Below are 17,254 nucleotides of genomic sequence, written 5' to 3'. Positions count from 1 at the left end.
CATGCCCGAGTCCCCCGGCGCGTTCGACACGGCCGTCTTCCGCACGAGGTTCTCCCGCGTGTTCCCGTGGGTCGCCGCCGCCGCGGCCCTCGCGGGCGCGATCGCCGCGGCGACCCGCGGCGGCTGGGGCGACCTGTGGCGTTCGGGCCCCTGGATCGCCCTCGCCGTGGCGCTCGTGTGGCTGCTGTTCGCACTGCCGCGGGTGGAGGTCTCGGGCGGCGGCGTCCTGCTTGTCAACGTGGCCCGCACCGTGTGGGTGCCGTGGCCGGCCTTCTCCTCCGCCGACGCCCGGTGGGCCCTGCGGGTGCGTACGGACGACGACCGCGAGTTCTCCTCGTGGGCCCTGCCGGCCGGCAGCGGCAGTCTGCGCCGCCTGCCGCTGCGCGACGGTGGCCGGGCGGAGTCCGGCCGCGCCCACCCGGGCGAGCGGGCGCCGTCCATGATCCGGGGTGGGAGCGCCGAGGCGGCGGTGCTCGAGATCGGTGAGCGCGTGCGCTCGCTGACCGAGGCGGGCTTCCTGCCGGCGCGGCCCGAGGCCCCGGCGCGGGTGACCCTCAACCGCCGCCCGCTCGCGGTGCTCGCGGTCATCGCCGCGGTGGCGGCCGGATCGGCCGTCCTCGGCTGACGCCGCGGCCCTCCCCCGCGGGTTCATTCGCCCGCGCTCACGGCGGCGTCCGGCGCCGCGGCCCGGCGACGGGCACGCCGCGAGGGAACCTTCTTCTGGCGCGGGTCGAACGCGTCGCGCAGCCCGTCGCCGATGAAGTTGACGCACAGCGCGATCGCGATGATGAACAGGCCCGGCCACCAGAACAGCCACGGCCGGGTGGCGAACGAACTCTGGTACGCGGAGATCATCGTGCCGAGCGAGATATTCGGCTCCCGGATGCCGAAGCCGAGGTAGCTGAGCGAGGTCTCGAGCAGGATCGCCGAGCTCATGAGCAGCGTGACGGCCACGATGATGACCCCCATCGCGTTCGGCAGCATGTGCTTGAAGATGATCCGGGAGTTGCTCGCGCCGGCCACGCGGGCGGCGTCCACGAACTCCCGCTCCCGCAGGCTGAGGAAGTCCCCGCGCACGAGGCGCGCGATCGGCGGCCACGCGATGAGCCCGAGCGCGAGGCCGAGCGAGAACGGGGCGGCCGAACCGAGGAGCTTGCCGAGCATGGCGCCGATCACGATGACCGGCAGGGTGATCACGAGATCGGTGAGGCGCATGAGTAGGTTGTCGGTCCGGCCCCGGAAGAATCCGGACAGGGATCCGAAGATCGTGCCCACGATCGTGGCGACCAGGCCGATGACCACCATGATGAAGATCGAGGTCTGCACCCCCTTCATCACCCGGGCGAAGATGTCGCGGCCGAGTTCGTCTTGGCCGAAGGGGTGCTCGCCGATGGCGAACGAGCCGCTCCACGGCATGACGAGCGTCGGGCGCCCCCCGGGCAGGACGCTCTCCGGGGTCTGGTACGGCGTCCACGTCCACCAGCCGGGCAGCGGGCCGTAGCCGATCGAGGTGAACGCGAGCAGCACGATGAGCAGGAGCACGACCAGGGAGATCATCGCGCCCTTGTGGCGGAAGAACCGCTCGCGCACGATCCGGCCCTGGGACTTGCCCTCGGTCTCCTTGAGCTCGATCGCGTTCTCGACGGCGTCGTAGGAGTCCCCCGCGCCCTCGGGCTCGGGGATCTCCGGGGGGATGTTCGAGATGCTCATGCGTTCACCCGAATCCGTGGGTCGAGGGCGGCGTAGATGAGGTCGGCGATGATGTTCGCCACGATCGCCGCGAAGGCCACGACCACGAGGTAGGCCATGAGCGGGTCGATCTCGGCGTCCTCGAGGGACCGGATGAACAACTGCCCCATGCCGGGTCGGGAGAAGATGTGCTCGGTGATGATGGCGCCGCCGATGAGGGTGATGACATCGAGCGGCACGATCGTGGCGAGGGGGATGAGCGAGTTGCGAAAGCCGTGGCGCATGACCACGGTGCGCTCGCTCAGGCCCTTGGCGCGGGCGGTGCGGATGTAGTCCTGGCTCATCACCTCGAGCATCGATCCCCGGGCGTAGCGGGTGTAGCCGGCGAAGGAGATGAGCATGAGCGAGATCGTGGGCAGGATGAGGTGCATCGTGGAGTCGAGCACCGTGACCCAGAAGTTCCCGCCGAGCTCGGGGGTCACGTCGCCGATGGTCGGGAACGGGCGGCCGTTGATGACGTTCGAGTCGAAATACGGCCGCCACACCTGGAGCACGCGGTCGACGAACATGAGGAAGGCGACCGAGACCGCGACGATCGCGCCCGTCCGGGCCGACTGGCGCCAGTCCGGTCCGCGCCAGGCCACGCCCACGAGTGCGCCGACGACGGCCGCCAGCAGCCCGAGCAGGAAGGCGATCCCGTAGCTCATGTGCGGCGTGAGCTCGCGGAAGACGCCCTGCATCGGATAGTAGAGCGCGAGGCCGATGGCCGCGCAGGTGAGCGCGGTGCCGAGCGAGCGACGGTTGTTCAGCCCGGTCGAGAGCAGCGTCACGCCGAGGGCGATCGCGATCGAGGTGATCGCCAGCAGCGGCAGTCCGATATTCGGCCTGGACCACCAGCCGCTCGCCTGCAGGTAGACGAGCACGCCCGCCGTGGCCGCGAGGGCGATGACCCCGTGCGTGAGCCGGTGTCTGAGCGGGCCGCCGATCATGAGGGTCCACAGCACCGCGGCGACGACGCCCACGCCGGCGATCACCGCGTAGGCGAGGAACGGGTCGGCGAGGAAGTCGTTGAACCCGATCGCGACCCACTGCTTGAGCAGCACCGCCACCCAGAAGGAGGGCAGGGAGTACATGAGGAAGGAGAAGAACGTGATGAGGTAGTCGAAGCTCGTGTACTGGCGCAGCGCGGAGACGATCCCGACGGCCACACCGAGGAGGATGGCCAGCACGGTCGCGGCCGAGACGAGCTGGATCGTGGAGACGATCGCCCCGCCGAGGAGGTCGGTCACCTCCCGGCCGGAGCGCCACGCCGTGCCCATGTCGCCCTGCACGAAGTTCACGATCCAGTCCCAGTACCGCTCGACCCACGACTGATCCAGGTGGAGCTGGTCGATCCGGGCCGCGATCTGCAGTTCCTTGTTCGGGTCGGTCGAGGTGATGAGATCCTCGAGCGGATCGATCACAAGATCCGAGAGCCCGTACATGACGAAGGTCGCGACGAGGAGCACGCCCAGCCCGATGAGCAGGCGGCGGACGATGAAGGCCAGCATCGGGGGTGGTACCTCGCTCACGAACATGGGGGCGGAGTCGGCGCGGTGTCGCCGAGTCTATGACGGGGCCCGAGCGCGCGCCGGGCGAACGGTGCGGCGCGCCGGGCGAACGATGCGCGCTCGGGCAGCGGATGAGGGGCGCCCGGCGGGCGCCCCTCATCCGTCGGGTCAGTCGGCGCGGATCAGGAACCGACCTTCCAGTTCCAGAACCCGTAGAAGATCGTCGGGGAGATCGTGATCGGGTCGATTCCCTCGATCGTGGACCGGTAGGCCGTGACGGAGGGGAACTGGTAGAGCGTGAGCCCGAACGCGTCGTCCACGAGCTGAGCCTCGATCTTGCCGAGCAGCTCCTCCTGCTCCGCCGGCTCGGTCGCGACCAGCAGCTGGTCGAGCAGCCCGTCGACCGTCTCGCTCGAGTAGCCGCCGAAGTTGTTGATGGCGCCGGTGCGATAGTTCGCATCCCCCTCGGTGACCGCCGTGGAGGTGGACTGCCAGCCGAAGACGGAGGCGTCGTACTTGGAGTTGTCCGACAGCAGCCGGCCCCACTCGTCGCTGCTCGAGTCGATCACGTTGAACAGGTCGTCCTGGCCGGCCGACTGGGCGATGAGCGTGTACTCGTTCTGCCGGCGCGGGTTCGCCTTGTCGAACAGGAACCGCACGTCGACCGGGGTGTCCACGCCGGCCTCCTCGAGGAGCTGCTTGGCGCCGTCGACGTCGACCTCGGAGAACTTCGCACCCATCTGGTTCGCCTCGGTCACCGCGTCGTACATCGGCGCGCCGGGCAGCACGTTGTAGGAGTTGCGGATCACGGCCTGGGAGTTGAGCGGCACGATGAGCTTGTCGAGGATCTCCTGGCGCGGGATGAGCTTGAGGAACGCCTGGCGGACCTTGAGGGCCGCCGCCGCGTCGCCGCCGTAGGTGGCCGGATCGAACGGGCCGCCGTTGTCGAACATGAGGTCGACGTGCTCGTACGTGCCCTCGATGCCCTCGAGCACCGTGTAGTCGTCGCCGAGTGCCTTGAGCGCCTCGACCACGTCCGTGGTCGACTGCGGGGAGATGAGGTCCACCTCGCCGTTCTGAAGGGCGGAGACCGCGGCCATCGCGTCCGGGATCGTCCGGATGGTGATCTTCTCCGGGCCGCCGGTGCGGTCGCCCTCGTAGTCGTCGCGGGCCTCGAGCGTGAGGTACTGGTCCTGCTTGTACTCGGTCATGATGTACGGGCCGCTCGAGAGGTAGAGCGAGGGGTCGTCCGGCAGCGCGCCGGAGAACTGGAAGCCCGTGTTCCAGAACTTCGAGATCTTGACGAGCGCGTCCTTGTCCTCGTTCTTGAACGCGTCGATGAGGGCCTGCTTGGCCTCGGCCGGGTCCTCGACGCCGAGCGCGTGCTGGGCCACGACGTGCGCCGGAACGCCGGTCTCGAGGTTGACGTTCCAGTCGCCGAACGGCTTGGTGTAGGTGAAGGTGATCGACTTGCCGTCGTCGGAGATCTCCGGGAAGTCCTCGATCAGGCCGACGGTGGAGTTCGTGCCGTTGAAGTAGACCTGGTCGGCCGTCGCCTTCTCGTCGGTCTCGCCCTCGTCGGTCAGGGCGTCCTCGTCGGCGATGGTGTTGAAGTTGCCGGAGACCGCGCCCCAGAACATCACCAGGTCGGCCGCGTCGACCGGCGTGCCGTCGGACCACGTCGCGGTGTCGGCGAAGGTGTACTTGACCTGGAGCGGGTCGTCGGAGACCTTCTCGTAGCTGCCGAATCCCGGGTCCTGCACGAGGTTGAGCTGGTCGTCGTAGTACATGAACCGGTCGTTCGTCAGGTACAGGACGTTCGCGTTCTTCGTCGCGTTGCCGGTCGAGCTGTCGGGGTTCGTCTCGTCCAGCTGCTCGTTCCACGCGACCGACATGCTCGACGTGTCGCTGATCCCGGCGTTGCCGCCGTCGTCGGTCGCCCCTCCCGTGGCCTCGCCGCTGCTGCCGCATGCGCTCAGCACCATGGCACCCGCGGCCAGCGTGGCCGCGGCGGCATAAAATCGCCTGCTCTTCAATGTTCCTCCTATGGATATCGGGGGAATGCCGGACCGCGCCGCCCCGGGTGGGGTGCGGCGGGGGCAGGATCCCCCGTGGTTGGGGCGAGCATACGCGCGGCGATGCGCGCCGGTGCGGCCTCCTCGAGACTGAAACCGCATCGTTACCGGTGGGCGAGCGGAGCGTCGTCTCCCGCGGCCGAAGGCGCCTCGAACGAGACCGACGACGCAGCTCGGCGCGACGTTCGTCGCCCCGGGGCGCGGCCGAGGTCGTCGCCTCGCCCCGTGGCCGCACGAGTGGATGCTCGCGCGCCGATGCGAGCCGCAGTAGCGTGACGGCACCGCCCGGGCCCACCGGCGACCAGCGAGGGAGACGAGCATGGACTTCACGCGGAAGGTGCCGCTGACCGGCGACCTCGTGACGCTCGAACCGGTGAGCACCGGGCACGTGTCCGCGATCGAGCCTCTCCTCGACGATCCGGAGGTGGCGATCCTCACGGGCACCTCCCACACGAGCACGCCCACTGCGGCACGGCCCTGGACCAGCGCGCAGCTGGCCGAGACCTACGCACGGTGGGCGACGGCGTCCGACCGCCTCGTCTGGGCGATCCGGGAGAACTCGACGGGCCGGATCGTCGGCGAGTCCGTGCTCAACGACCTCGACCCCGGAAACCGCTCGTGCGGGTTCCGGATCTGGATCGCCGGAGCCACCGGGCGCGGACTCGGCACCGAGGCGGTGCGGCTGACGATGGCGCACGCCTTCGAGGTGCAGCAGCTGCACCGGGTGAGCCTCGAGGTGTACGCGTTCAACCCGCGGGCCCGGCACGTGTACGCCAAGGCCGGGTTCCGGCACGAGGGGACGATGCGTGAGGCGCTTCGCTTCGACGGCGGCTGGGTGGACGCCGAGCTCATGGCGATGCTGCGCACCGACCGGCCCGCGCCTTGACGCCGGTCAAGTGCACGGCCCGGGCCGGGGCGTAGGGTGCGGGCCATGGCCCTTCACCCGAATCTCTCGCCGGCGGCGACCCTCCTCGGCACATGGACGGGGGCGGGGCGCGGGGAGTACCCGACGATCACGTCCTTCGAGTACACGGAGGAGCTGACGTTCACGGATGTGGGCAAGCCGTTCCTCGTGTACTCCCAGCGCACGTGGTCGCCGGAGGGGGCGCCGCTGCACATGGAGTCCGGGTTCGTGCGGATCCCGGCGGAGGGCGCCGTCGAGATGACGCTCGCCCAGCCGACCGGACAGACGGAGCTGGCCGAGGGGCGCCTGCGGCTCGACGACGACGTGCTCGAGTTCGACCTCATCGCCCGGATCATGAACTCCGCGAGCGCCAAGCACGTGCAGGTGACCCGGCGGCGATACACGGTGCGCGGCGACACGCTCGAGGTCGACTTCTCGATGGCCGCGGTCGGGCAGCCGCTCGTGCACCACCTGGCCTCGGTGCTGCGGCGGGGGTAGGGGCGGCGGGTGCACGGGCCCGGTCCATCGGCGATGATCCGTCCCGCCTGCATGCGTACCGTCGATCCACCCGCCGTCAATCTGCGTTGACAGAGTCCGTGACGTCAACTAATGTTGACGCATGGTTTCCGATATCGATGCTGCGGCGGGCGACGACCCGATCACCGGATTGCGCGCGGTTCGCTCGCTTCGGGAGCTGGCCGACCGGCTCGAGGTTCTGCAGGTGAACCGGGCTCGCGAGCTCGGCATGCCCTGGCAGGAGATCGCGGACGCACTCGACGTCAGTCGGCAGGCAGTGCACAAGAAGCACGGACGGAGAAGATGATGTTCGAACGGTTCACCAAGCAGGCACGCGGCGCCGTCGTCGCCGCTCAGGACTCGGCGCGGGCGACCGGGGCCTCGCGGATCGATACCCGGCATGTGCTCCTCGCCCTCCTCGAGCGGGGCGGCCTGACCGATGCGCTCGGCCGCATCGACGTCGACGCCGCGGCACTGACCGAGGAGGTCGGCACGCAGGTCTCCCGGGCGGGTCTCGACGGCGCCGCCCTCGGCTCACTCGGAATCGACCTGGATGAGGTGGCCCGGCGCACCGACGAGGTCTTCGGCCCGGGATCCCTGGGCACCGCACGGCGCGGCCGCGGGAGCCTGCCGTTCGCGCGGGACGCCAAGAAGGCGCTCGAGCTGGGCCTGCGCGAGGCGGTCGCGCTGGGTGATCGCTCGATCGACGCGCGGCACCTGGCACTCGGGATCCTGCGCGCCGACTGTCCCGGACGGGAGGCGCTCACTGCTGCGGGCGTCGACCCGGACCGGCTGCGGTCCGCGCTGCAGGAACGGCCCGCGAGGAGCGCCTGACGTATGCGGGCGCGGGCCGGCCGACCCCGAGCGGGCCGGCGCCCGCCGGTCAGTCACGGCTGCGCGGGCCGGTCCACGGATCGGCGAGCGCGCGGGCCGTCTCCATCATCAGTGCGTGCACGAAGGCCTGCGGCAGGTTGCCCCGCATCTGCCGCTGCGTCGTGTCGTACTCCTCCGAATACAGTCCGGGCGGCCCGCACGCCGCCCGGTTGCGTTCGAACCACCGGCCGGCCTCGACCTCGCGGCCCTGCCGGTGCAGCGCCAGGCTCGTCATGAAGCCGCACAGGAGGAACGCGCCCTCCGCCTCGCCGAGCCGGCGCTGGTCGTGACGGAACCGGTACATGAAGTGGTCCTGGGCCAGCCCCTCGAGGATCCCGGCGAGGGTGGCCACGGTCCTCGGGTCGTCGGCCGGCAACGCGCCCCGGATGGCCGGGATGAGGAGCGCCGCGTCGACCCGGTCGTCGCCGGGGGCGCGCTGCCAGCGTCCGCTGGGATGGAGGCAGTCGGCGGAGACGTCCGCGAGGATCGAGTCGGCCAGGGAGGTCCACTCCGAACCCTGCCGGGCGGGGGCCGCACTCGCGACGGCGCGCAGTCCCGCCACGCAGCTGAGCCGGGAGTGCGCCCACCGCCGCTCGTCGAGTTCCCAGATGCCCGCGTCCGGCTCCATCCGGCACGCGCGGATGGCCGTGACGGCGGCCTCGACCGCCCGCCAGTGGACCGTGTCGAGCCGGTCGAGGCGGGCGGCGGCCGCGAAGAGCGAAAGCGCCTCGCCGAACGCGTCGAGCTGGAACTGCTCGTTCGCCCAGTTGCCGACCTTGTCGGCGCCGCCGGGGTAGCCCGCGAGATCGAGCGACCGCTCACCCGGCACGGGGCCACCGGTGATCGTGTACGCGGGCTTGAGCCGCGGGCCGTCCGCGAGGATCCGCTCCGACACGAAGCTCACGGCATCGTCGAGCAACGGGTGGGCGCCGCACGCGGCCACGGCCTCACCCGCATAGCTCTGATCGCGGATCCACGCGTATCGGTAGTCGTAGTTGCGCCCCTGCCCCACACGTTCCGGCAGCGACATCGTGGCACCCGCGACCATCCCCCCGCCCGGCGAGGTCAGTCCCCGCAGGACCGCATAGGACTGGCGGACATCGCCGTCCGCGATCGTGCCCGAGATCGGCGGCACCGCCCGCTGCCAGGCCGTGCCGGTCGCGGCCCAGGCCCGGTCCGGGTCGAGGGGGGCACCGCGAAGCGGCTCGTCGGAGAGTTCGAGCACGAGGTCGTGCGGAGCGCCGGGGGCCACCTCGAGGTGCGCGCGCAGGGCGCCGTCGTGATCGACCTCGGCCGACGGCGCGCCCAGGAAGCGCATGTACAGGGTGCCGCACCGCGCCGTCCATACGCCCTCGTCGCAGGACAGCTGCCGCATCCGGCGGCTGCCGAAATCGGCGCGCGGGTCGAGCACGACGTCCACGTCGGCCGGCTGGTCCAGCGCCACCACCCGGCGCAGGACGACGGCGGTGTGGGCGTCTCCCGGAAACGCCAACGCCTCCCTCGACTCGAGGATCCGGCTGGTCGTGACCCACCGGCTGCGCCAGATCAACGTGGCGTCCTCGTAGTACCCGCCCCAGACGAACCGATTCGTGCTCGGGGTGACCGCGAACTTGCCGCCGCCCCCGATCAGCGAGGAGAACACGGCACCGGAGTCCCAGCGCGGCATGCACATCCAGGCGATGTCGCCGCGCGGTCCGATGAGCGCGCCACGCTGCCCGTCGGCCAGGAGGGCGTATTCACGGAGCACGTGCGGCGGGAACTCCTCCGAGTCACGTCGCCGCTGCGCCTTGGTCGACATCTCGTCTCCTCTCAGATTCCGGCCGCGTTGGCGTAGAACTGCTGGTCTTCCCGCCAGCCGCCCATGCCCATCCCGATCTCGGACACGTCATCGACGAACTCGATGGCCCGGATCCACTTGACCATCTTGAAGCCGAGCTGGGTCTCCACCCGGAGTCGAATCGGGGCGCCGTGCTCCACCGGCAGCGGAGCGCCGTTCATCTCGAGCGCGAGGATGGTCTGCGGGTTCTCGGCGAGATGGATCGGGATGGTGCCGTAGAAATAGCCGTACCGCCCCTCGCCCTCGGTCAGCCCCTTGTCGTCCATGGCGTAGAAGACGACGCGGGTGGCGCGCGGGTCGGGTTCGACCTGGGCGATGACGTCCGCGAGCGGCACCCCGGCCCATTCCGCGACGGCAGTCCACCCCTGGATGCAGTTGTGCTTGGTGATCTGACGCTGCGAGCCGAGTTCTCGCAGGTCGGCCAGCGCGTACGCGGCCGGATGCGCGACGAGTCCGCCGACCGTCAGCCGGAAGTCGCGGAAGCCGTCGGCGGCCATCCGCTCGTACTCCGCGCCGGCCGGTGGATAGCCGTTGACGCGAAAAAACGGGGAGATCGCCGTGTGCGGGTAGTGCTGATTCGACGTGAACCTCCGGGAGATCGCCCGCTCGAACGGGTCGACCATGAGGCCGAGGAGCCGCTGCGTGCGCCGGCGATGCCGCAGGGAGTACCAGGTGACCACCACCTGGAGGACGATGATCGCCAGCAGCACGGCCGCACCGATACCGGTGGCGAGCCGGCGGTCGCCGCCCGGATCCCCGAGGACGATCGCCGCGAGCTCCTTGGGCAGTCCGTGGATCACCACCATGATCACGTGCACCACGATGAAGGCGGCGAACGCGCACATGAGCAGGAAGTGGAGGCTCCGCGCCCCCTGCTTTCCGCCGAAGATCCGTCCGTAGCGGGGGAAGCGCGCGAGCACCGAGGGCGACATGGCCGCGCCGGTGGCGATCTGGAGCGGTGCCATGAGGAAGACGACGACGAAGTAGGCGAGCTTCTGGGCAGGTTCGAACGGCTCGCCGGGGATCGTGTCCGGCAACTCGAACTGCAGGTAGCTGCCGATCGCGTTGATGGAGTCGGGAACGATCGACCAGTGGACCGGCACGAGGTAGCGCCAGTAGCCGGTCGCGAACACGGCCACGATGTACACGAGCCCGGTGAGGATCCAGAACTGGATCGTCATGAAGTGCCAGTGCCGCCCGAGGCCCAGGTTCTTGCGCCCGGGCAGGGCGAGCACCGGCGACCACGACTCCTCCTCGTCCAGCGAGGTCCACGGCCGGCGCGAGTCCGCGCCGAACTGCTTCCTCGACAGCCGCAGCCATTGACGCCCCGGCGGGCAATCGTCGCGCCAGTGCAGTTTCGGGAAGGCGGACAGCACCTCGATCCCCGAGCGGAACAGCAGCAGCATCCACATGACGTTCAGCGCATGCGTGACCACCACCCACCACGGAAAGAAGTCCGACATTCCTCCTCCACTCGGGCCCGGCGATCCACCGGCCACGAACCGGTCCCTTCAATGTGCGCCACGCCTGGCACGCCGACAAGGGCCGGAGCACACTGGATGCATGGTCGATCCCACCGCGCCCGCGATCGAGACGGAACTGGCGCACCTGCGCGGGGCGCTCCTGTCCGGCCGCGGGCCCGGCGCCTCCCCGGCCGAGATCGCCGCCCACACCCGGGACCGGCCGTGGCTCGCGGGAGTCCCCACCGAGCGGGCTCTGGGCCGCGTGTCCCGCCGGGCCGCCCGCGCCCGCGCGGGTGCGGGCTCGGGCTCGGCCGGTACTCTCGGTCGCCTCCTCGACGGCGCCCTCACCGGGGTCGCGACGGTCGTCGCGGTGGTGTTCCTGCTGCGGTCGATGCGGCGGGGCCGCGGCGATGCCCGGCGGGGCGGGCACCGATGAGGATCGATCTGCGCGGCCGGGTGGCGGTGGTCACGGGGGCCGGGCGCGGGATCGGCCGCGACGTCGTCACGACCCTGGCGGGCGAGGGCGTACGCACGGTCGCCTGCGACGTCACGGCCGGCGACCTGCGATCCCTCGGCACGGACCTCGCCTCCTCCTGCACCGAGAACCTGCAGTTCGAATGCGACGTCCGGGACGAGGCGGCCGTGCGCGAGACGGTCCGCGCGGCGCACGGGCGGCTCGGCCGGATCGACATCCTCATCAACAACGCGGGGGTCGTGGACGACGCCACCATCGAGCACCTGAGCGAATCCACGTGGGACCTCGTTCAGGACGTGAACGTCAAGGGCACCTTCCTCATGTGCAAGGCCGTCATCCCCTACATGAAGGCGCAGCGCGCCGGCCGGATCATCAACGCCGCCTCGTTCGCGGCCATCTCTCCACGGGTCGCCGGCGTGGCGTACGCGAGCTCCAAGGCCGCCGTGGCCCATCTGACGCGCGGGCTGGCGGGCGAGCTCGGCCCGTGGGGGATCACCGTCAACGCCTACGCCCCGGGCATGATCCCCACCGCGATGAACCATTTCGCCGAGTTGCCCGAGGACCAGCAGCAGCGGCTGCTCGAGACCCTGACGCTGCGGCGGTGGGGCACGACCGGCGACATCGCGAACCTCATCTGCTTCCTGGCCTCGGATCGAGCGTCCTACATCACCGGCGCCCTGATCGACGTCAGCGGCGGGAAGCTCGCGACCCAGATCCCCGCCGAGGCATACGACCTCGCGGGCGACGCCTGAGGCCCGCGGACCGCGCGGGCGAGGGGACGACGCGAGGCTACCTGCCGTAGGAATGGCTCCGCACGGGTGTGATCACCAGTTCGTTGACGCAGACCTCGCGCGGCGAGGTGACGACGAAGGCGACCGCGCGGGCGACGTCCTCCGGCCTGAGCATCCTGGCCCGGGCGGCGGCGTCCGGAACGCTCGGGCGCTGGTCCACGAAGGCCGTGTCGATATCCCCCGGGCACACGACGCAGGCGCTGACGCCGTGGGCGGACTCCTGGTCGTTGAGCTGCTCGGTGAGCGAGGCGAGCGCGGTCTTGCTCGCGGAATACGCCACGCCGGCACCCCGCCCGAGGGTCCAGCCGGCCCAGGAGGACAGCACGACCACCCGGCCGTACCCGCGCTCGCGCATCCCGGGCAGGACGGCCGAGATCGTCGTCGCGACGGCGATGAGATCGGCCTCGACCACGTCGCGGAACCCGGCCGGGTCGAGCTCCGCCCAGGACCGCTCGGGCACGTTCCGGCCCGCACAGAAGATCACCTCGGCGATCGGTCCGAACTCGTCGGCTATCCGGGTGGCGGCCGCCCGGACGGCGTCGTCGTCCGTCGCGTCGAGAACGTGCGCCGCGGCGCTGCCGCCGGCGTCCCGAACCCCGCGGCAGGTCTCCTCGAGGCACTCGTGTCGGCGCCCGCTGAGCACGAGCCGCCGGCCGGTGGCCGCCAGCGCCGTCGCACTCGCCCGCCCCACACCGGACCCGGCGCCGACGATCCACGTCACCGGCAACGCGTCGTCCATTCGGCTACTCCTGCTCGCACGGGCCCCGCCGTGTTCCTCGGGCCATGGGCGACGATACCGGCGCCGCCCGTTCGACAGAACCCTCGCGCCGCGATCGGATGCGGAAGACGGATGCACCGTACGTATTGATGCCGGACACGGGGCCTCCCTAGTCTGGACATCACCTGTGGTTCACATCACAACGCAGCGAAGCTCCAGGAGGTCACCATGAACCACCAAGCTATGAGAAGAGCCGCAGCGGTCTCGGTCGCGACACTCATGGGTGTCGGCGCACTGACCGCGTGCGGAGGGGGCGACGACGGAGGCGGCGGGGCCTCGGACACGGTCAAGGTCACGCTCGCGAACCATGTGTGGACCGAGGCGATCAAGAAGAAGATCCCGGACTTCGAGAAGGAGTCGGGGCTCACGGTCGAGGTCAGCCAGTTGAGCGAGGACCAGTTGGCCGACAGCTACAAGGTCAAGCTCAACGCCGGCTCGAGTGACTTCGACGTGATGATGTACCGGCCGCTCCAGGTGGGCAAGCTGTTCGGCAAGAGCAACTTCCTCGCCGATCTCGGTGACAAGGTGACCGAGGATCCCGACTGGAACTGGGACGACTTCCAGGACGGGCCGGTGAGCCTGACCACCTATAAGGACACGGTCGTGGGCGTGCCGCTCATCACCGAGAGCGAGGTGCTCTACTACCGCAAGGATCTGCTCGAGCAGGCCGGGATCGACGTTCCGACGACCATGAAGGAGCTCGAGGCCGCGGCCAAGCAGATCTCCGAGGAGAACGACGGCGTCGCCGGATTCGTCTCGCGCACCCAGGCGTCCGCGGCCGTGACCCAGTTCTCGGGGTTCCTCTACAGCTTCGGCGGCACCTGGACCGACGGCAACGACAACGCCACGATCAACACCGACGAGGCCAAGGCCGCCTACGCGTTCTACGGAAAGCTGCTGCGCGAGTACGGCCCCGACCAGTTGAGCACCGACATGAGCTGGCCCGAGGCGATGGCGATCTTCCAGCAGGGCAAGGCGGCGTTCGAGACGGACGCCTCGAGCCTGTACGACAACCTCGGCAACCCGGACAAGTCGAAGGTCGCCGACGATGTCGGCGTGGCGGCCTTCCCCGCCGGCCCCGCCGGTTCGAAGCCCTACAACGTGGCCGCCTGGGCGCTCGGGATCAACGCGAACTCCGAGAATCAGGACAACGCCTGGACGTTCATCAAGTGGGCGACGAGCCCCGACATGACCCTCGAGATGCAGAAGGAGGGCACGCCGAGCGCACGGACGTCGGTCTGGGACAACCCCGACAGCACCGCGGACCTGCCGGATGACCTGGTCGCCGCCATCGCCGCCAACGGCAAGAACGGTGTGGGCACGGACCGCCCGCTCGTGGTGAACGTGGCCGAGGCGCGGGAGATCGTGGGCACCCCGATCGTCGTCGCGATCACCGGTGGCGATTCCGACGCCGCCGCCGAGACCGCGAACTCCAAGTTCCAGGACCTCCTGGATTCGGAGAAGTAGCCCGGCCGTCCGTCGTCGATCCCAAGGAGAGGTGGACAATGGCCGTGGCCCCGCCCCCTGAGGTGTCAGGCAGGGAGAAGCTGTCGCAGTGGGCGAACAGCCACCGCAAGTGGCTGTTCGCCTCACCCGCCGTGCTGTTCATCGTCCTGCTCATCGTCATCCCGATCGGCTGGACGCTCTACCTCAGCTTCACGGACGCGGCCGGTTCCGTTCGGGCGCCGTTCGGCTTCGTCGGCTTCGACAACTACATCGACGCGCTGACCAACACCTCGCGGTTCTGGCCGGCCGTCTGGCGCACCGCCGTCTTCACCGTCGGCGCCCTGATCTTCGAGTTGGCCGCCGGGCTCGCGATCGCGCTGCTGCTGCGGCGTCCGTTCAAGGCGCAGGGGTGGGTCCGGGTCGTGGTCCTGCTCCCGTTCGTGGCCACACCCGTGGCCATCGCGATGATGTGGCGGTTGATCTTCAACCCGAACATCGGCTTCGCGAACCAGGTGCTCGGGTGGTTCGGCATCGCCCCGCAGCCCTGGTTCGCAGACCCGAGTTCGACCCTGCCCACGCTCATCTTCGTCGACGTCTGGGAATTCACGCCGATGATCGCCGTGATCCTGCTCGCAGGCCTGACCTCCCTGTCGGACGAGCCGGACGAGGCGGCCCGGATCGACGGCGCGGGCGCGTGGCAGCGGCTCTGGTACGTGACCCTGCCGCTGCTGCGGCCGATGATCCTCGTGGCGATCATGCTGCGCGCGATCGACGCGCTCAAGACCTTCGACCTGCTCTACGTGGTCAAGGGGCCGGGCGGCGGCTCCTTCCACGAGGCGGAGACGCTGAACATCTACGCGTACACGGAGAGCCTGCTGTTCAGCAACTTCGGCTATTCCTCCGCCGTGCTCATCCTGTTCTTCCTCATGATCGTCCTGGTGATGTGGCTGCTCACCCTGCGGCGCAGGGAGGTGACGTGATGACGACGGCCCGCGTGGCCGGGGCCGGACGCGGCCGGCACCCGCACTCCGTTCCCGTGCGCCGGCGGCCGCTGCGGCAGCGCTCCTACTCGGCGTTCCGCGGCCTCATGATCGCCCTGGTCATCGTGATCTTCCTCGCGCCGCTGCTGTGGATGCTCATGTCCTCCTTCAAGCGGAACGTCGACATCCAGGACACGTCGAAGTCCTTCGTGTTCTCCCCCACGCTCGCGAACTACACGGAGGTGTTCGGCCGGGACGACTACCTGGACTTCGTGGGAAACAGCCTGTGGATCGCGCTCTGGGCCACGGCGCTCTCGCTGCTCATCGGGGTTCCGGCGGCGTACGCGATGAGCCGGTTCAACATGCGCAGGTCCGCGCTCGTCGTGCTCCTGGCCCGGATCATCCCGGGCGTCAGCCTGCTCGTGCCCTGGTACTACATCTTCGCCAACCTCGGCTGGGTCGGGGGCTACAGCGTCATGATCCTGTCGCACATGTTCATCCTCATCCCCATCAGCGTCTACATCATGATGTCGTACTTCGACTCGATGCCGCCGGACCTCGAGGAGGCCTCGCTCATCGACGGCCTGACACGGATCGGCGCGTTCCTGCGGATCATGCTCCGGCTGTCGCTGCCCGGCATCGCCACGGCCGGGATCCTCTCGTTCATCTTCTCCTGGAACAACTTCATGTTCGCGCTCGTGCTGACCAGCTCGGAGACCAGGACACTGCCCGTGGCCGTGTTCGACTTCGTGTCCTACGCCAGCATCGACTGGGGGGCGATCATGGCCGCCTCGGTGATCATGACCGTGCCGATCATCGTCGTGGCCCTGTTCGCGCAGCGGTACATCGTCTCCGGCCTGACCGCCGGGGCGACGAAGGGATGAGTGCAGACATGACGACGACCGTCCACCCCTCCGGCGAACAGTTCGAGATCGGCCACGACGACCAGCACGCGACCATCGTCGAGGTCGGTGGCGGGATCCGGTCCTATACCCGGTCGGGCCGGGACGTGCTGCAGCCCTATCCGGTGGACGCCCTGTGCGACGGCGCCCACGGCACACCGCTCGTCCCGTGGCCGAATCGGCTGGCCGACGGCCGCTACAGCTTCGACGGCGCGGACTACCGGGTCGCGCTGACGGAACCGGCCAAGCGCAACGCGATCCACGGCTTCCTGCGGTGGCGGCCATGGCGGGCCCTCGTGCACGAGGCCGATCGGGTCGTCATGGCCGTGCGCCTGCTCCCGCTCACGGGCTATCCGTTCCTGCTCGACCTCACCGTGGACTACCGCCTCTCCGCCGGCGGGCTCACCGTGACCACGACGGCGACCAACGCCGGCGATCGGGCCCTGCCCTACGGTTCCGGGCAGCACCCCTACCTCTCCCCCGGCCCGGAGGGCACGATCGACGAGGCCACCCTCCGCTTCGACGCCGCCACCCGGATCACGACCGACCCCGACCGGCAGCTCCCCACGGGCACCGAGGCGGTCGCCGGCACCCCCTTCGACTTCCGGGAGCCGCGGCGCCTCGCGGACACCGCGATCGACTTCGCCTTCACCGACCTCCCCCGCGACGACGACGGCCGGGCGTGGGTGCGACTGACCGGCGCGGACGGCCTCACCGCGGCGTTGTGGGTCGACCGCGCCTACCCCCTCGTCGAGCTGTACACGGCGGACACGCTCGCCCCGTCCCGTCGCCGCCGGGGCCTCGGCGTCGAACCGATGACGTGCCCGCCGAACGCGCTCGCGACCGGTCAGGGCATCATCCGGCTCGAGCCGGGCGAGACCACGACCTCGACCTGGGGAGCGCTGGTGTCCACCCCGTCCGAGGAGGCCGAGTAGGCGCTCGGCGACTCCGGCGGGTGCCCGGTGCGCCGCGTCG

Annotated in this window: 17 protein-coding genes; 11 read left to right on the top strand and 6 right to left on the bottom strand. The window is 70.0% G+C overall.

Features of this window, described 5'->3' with window-relative positions; translation table 11 throughout:
- Position 1 precedes the first annotated feature (1 nt).
- Positions 2 to 625, top strand: a complete 624-nt coding sequence (locus GCG21_RS01885; protein ID WP_152817547.1) for a PH domain-containing protein — start codon at positions 2 to 4, stop codon at positions 623 to 625.
- A 23-nt stretch (positions 626 to 648) separates the two neighbouring features.
- On the opposite strand, the gene GCG21_RS01880 is transcribed toward GCG21_RS01885, so the two are convergent.
- From GCG21_RS01880 to GCG21_RS01870, 3 genes are all read right to left on the bottom strand, one after another.
- Positions 649 to 1,710, bottom strand: a complete 1,062-nt coding sequence (locus tag GCG21_RS01880) for an ABC transporter permease (protein WP_152817546.1) — start codon at positions 1,708 to 1,710, stop codon at positions 649 to 651.
- Entirely contained in the window at positions 1,707 to 3,260 is a 1,554-nt protein-coding gene (locus GCG21_RS01875; protein WP_370517209.1) for an ABC transporter permease, read from the bottom strand. The genes GCG21_RS01880 and GCG21_RS01875 overlap by 4 nt, the downstream gene beginning before the upstream one ends.
- A 161-nt stretch (positions 3,261 to 3,421) precedes the next feature.
- A complete protein-coding gene (locus GCG21_RS01870) occupies positions 3,422 to 5,275 on the bottom strand; it encodes an ABC transporter family substrate-binding protein (protein ID WP_227992875.1) in 1,854 nt (617 codons plus the stop codon).
- Between the two features lie 358 nt (positions 5,276 to 5,633).
- Between GCG21_RS01870 and GCG21_RS01865 the strand changes: the two genes are divergently transcribed.
- From GCG21_RS01865 to GCG21_RS01850, 4 genes are all read left to right on the top strand, one after another.
- Positions 5,634 to 6,200 (top strand): GNAT family N-acetyltransferase, encoded by a 567-nt coding sequence (locus GCG21_RS01865; RefSeq protein WP_152817545.1) that lies wholly within the window; start codon positions 5,634 to 5,636, stop codon positions 6,198 to 6,200.
- A 45-nt stretch (positions 6,201 to 6,245) separates the two neighbouring features.
- Entirely contained in the window at positions 6,246 to 6,716 is a 471-nt protein-coding gene (locus GCG21_RS01860; RefSeq protein WP_152817544.1) for an FABP family protein, read from the top strand.
- A gap of 121 nt (positions 6,717 to 6,837) precedes the next feature.
- Entirely contained in the window at positions 6,838 to 7,041 is a 204-nt protein-coding gene (locus tag GCG21_RS01855) for an RNA polymerase subunit sigma-70 (RefSeq protein WP_152817543.1), read from the top strand.
- Positions 7,041 to 7,568, top strand: coding sequence for a Clp protease N-terminal domain-containing protein (locus tag GCG21_RS01850; RefSeq protein WP_194164882.1), 528 nt, complete (start codon positions 7,041 to 7,043; stop codon positions 7,566 to 7,568). The genes GCG21_RS01855 and GCG21_RS01850 overlap by 1 nt, the downstream gene beginning before the upstream one ends.
- Positions 7,569 to 7,617: 49 nt before the next feature.
- On the opposite strand, the gene GCG21_RS01845 is transcribed toward GCG21_RS01850, so the two are convergent.
- Positions 7,618 to 9,405 carry a glycoside hydrolase family 15 protein gene (locus tag GCG21_RS01845; protein WP_152817541.1) on the bottom strand — a complete coding sequence of 596 codons (1,788 nt, stop codon included), beginning with the start codon at positions 9,403 to 9,405 and terminating at the stop codon, positions 7,618 to 7,620.
- A gap of 11 nt (positions 9,406 to 9,416) precedes the next feature.
- Positions 9,417 to 10,907, bottom strand: coding sequence for a molybdopterin-dependent oxidoreductase (locus GCG21_RS01840; RefSeq protein ID WP_152817540.1), 1,491 nt, complete (start codon positions 10,905 to 10,907; stop codon positions 9,417 to 9,419).
- Between the two features lie 100 nt (positions 10,908 to 11,007).
- Here GCG21_RS01840 and GCG21_RS01835 point away from each other — a divergent pair, with 100 nt between their 5' ends.
- Positions 11,008 to 11,343 (top strand): hypothetical protein, encoded by a 336-nt coding sequence (locus GCG21_RS01835; protein WP_152817539.1) that lies wholly within the window; start codon positions 11,008 to 11,010, stop codon positions 11,341 to 11,343.
- Positions 11,340 to 12,134, top strand: coding sequence for an SDR family NAD(P)-dependent oxidoreductase (locus tag GCG21_RS01830; RefSeq protein ID WP_152817538.1), 795 nt, complete (start codon positions 11,340 to 11,342; stop codon positions 12,132 to 12,134). The genes GCG21_RS01835 and GCG21_RS01830 overlap by 4 nt, the downstream gene beginning before the upstream one ends.
- 37 nt (positions 12,135 to 12,171) lie before the next feature.
- Here GCG21_RS01830 and GCG21_RS01825 read toward each other — a convergent pair whose 3' ends face one another.
- Complete coding sequence (locus GCG21_RS01825; protein ID WP_152817537.1) at positions 12,172 to 12,912, bottom strand: SDR family oxidoreductase; 741 nt, start codon at positions 12,910 to 12,912, stop codon at positions 12,172 to 12,174.
- Between the two features lie 207 nt (positions 12,913 to 13,119).
- Here GCG21_RS01825 and GCG21_RS01820 point away from each other — a divergent pair, with 207 nt between their 5' ends.
- Genes GCG21_RS01820 through GCG21_RS01805 form a run of 4 tightly spaced genes read left to right on the top strand, consistent with a single transcriptional unit; the run spans position 13,120 to position 17,214 of the window.
- Positions 13,120 to 14,418 (top strand): ABC transporter substrate-binding protein, encoded by a 1,299-nt coding sequence (locus tag GCG21_RS01820; RefSeq protein WP_152817536.1) that lies wholly within the window; start codon positions 13,120 to 13,122, stop codon positions 14,416 to 14,418.
- Positions 14,419 to 14,456: 38 nt separating this feature from the next.
- On the top strand, positions 14,457 to 15,377 hold the full coding sequence (locus GCG21_RS01815; RefSeq protein WP_152817535.1) for a carbohydrate ABC transporter permease: 921 nt from the start codon (positions 14,457 to 14,459) through the stop codon (positions 15,375 to 15,377).
- Positions 15,377 to 16,261: a carbohydrate ABC transporter permease gene (locus GCG21_RS01810; protein WP_152817534.1), complete on the top strand. Its 885-nt coding sequence runs from the start codon at positions 15,377 to 15,379 to the stop codon at positions 16,259 to 16,261. Before GCG21_RS01815 ends, GCG21_RS01810 begins: the two co-directional genes overlap by 1 nt.
- Before the next feature lie 8 nt (positions 16,262 to 16,269).
- Positions 16,270 to 17,214, top strand: coding sequence for an aldose 1-epimerase family protein (locus tag GCG21_RS01805; RefSeq protein WP_152817533.1), 945 nt, complete (start codon positions 16,270 to 16,272; stop codon positions 17,212 to 17,214).
- Positions 17,215 to 17,254 lie beyond the last annotated feature (40 nt).

Source organism: Pseudactinotalea sp. HY160 (assembly GCF_009372055.1).
Classification (GTDB): Bacteria; Actinomycetota; Actinomycetes; order Actinomycetales; family Beutenbergiaceae; genus HY158.
This window is presented reverse-complemented; position numbering and strand designations above follow the sequence as displayed.

Excerpts from the sequence above, each read along its gene's own strand:
- GCG21_RS01885 (WP_152817547.1), top strand. The coding sequence starts at position 2 with ATGCCCGAGTCCCCCGGCGCGTTCGACACGGCCGTCTTCCGCACGAGG.
- GCG21_RS01880 (WP_152817546.1), bottom strand. The coding sequence starts at position 1,710 with ATGAGCATCTCGAACATCCCCCCGGAGATCCCCGAGCCCGAGGGCGCG.
- GCG21_RS01865 (WP_152817545.1), top strand. The coding sequence starts at position 5,634 with ATGGACTTCACGCGGAAGGTGCCGCTGACCGGCGACCTCGTGACGCTC.
- GCG21_RS01860 (WP_152817544.1), top strand. The coding sequence starts at position 6,246 with ATGGCCCTTCACCCGAATCTCTCGCCGGCGGCGACCCTCCTCGGCACA.
- GCG21_RS01855 (WP_152817543.1), top strand. The coding sequence starts at position 6,838 with ATGGTTTCCGATATCGATGCTGCGGCGGGCGACGACCCGATCACCGGA.
- GCG21_RS01850 (WP_194164882.1), top strand. The coding sequence starts at position 7,041 with ATGTTCGAACGGTTCACCAAGCAGGCACGCGGCGCCGTCGTCGCCGCT.
- GCG21_RS01845 (WP_152817541.1), bottom strand. The coding sequence starts at position 9,405 with ATGTCGACCAAGGCGCAGCGGCGACGTGACTCGGAGGAGTTCCCGCCG.
- GCG21_RS01840 (WP_152817540.1), bottom strand. The coding sequence starts at position 10,907 with ATGTCGGACTTCTTTCCGTGGTGGGTGGTGGTCACGCATGCGCTGAAC.
- GCG21_RS01835 (WP_152817539.1), top strand. The coding sequence starts at position 11,008 with ATGGTCGATCCCACCGCGCCCGCGATCGAGACGGAACTGGCGCACCTG.
- GCG21_RS01830 (WP_152817538.1), top strand. The coding sequence starts at position 11,340 with ATGAGGATCGATCTGCGCGGCCGGGTGGCGGTGGTCACGGGGGCCGGG.
- GCG21_RS01825 (WP_152817537.1), bottom strand. The coding sequence starts at position 12,912 with ATGGACGACGCGTTGCCGGTGACGTGGATCGTCGGCGCCGGGTCCGGT.
- GCG21_RS01820 (WP_152817536.1), top strand. The coding sequence starts at position 13,120 with ATGAACCACCAAGCTATGAGAAGAGCCGCAGCGGTCTCGGTCGCGACA.
- GCG21_RS01815 (WP_152817535.1), top strand. The coding sequence starts at position 14,457 with ATGGCCGTGGCCCCGCCCCCTGAGGTGTCAGGCAGGGAGAAGCTGTCG.
- GCG21_RS01810 (WP_152817534.1), top strand. The coding sequence starts at position 15,377 with ATGACGACGGCCCGCGTGGCCGGGGCCGGACGCGGCCGGCACCCGCAC.
- GCG21_RS01805 (WP_152817533.1), top strand. The coding sequence starts at position 16,270 with ATGACGACGACCGTCCACCCCTCCGGCGAACAGTTCGAGATCGGCCAC.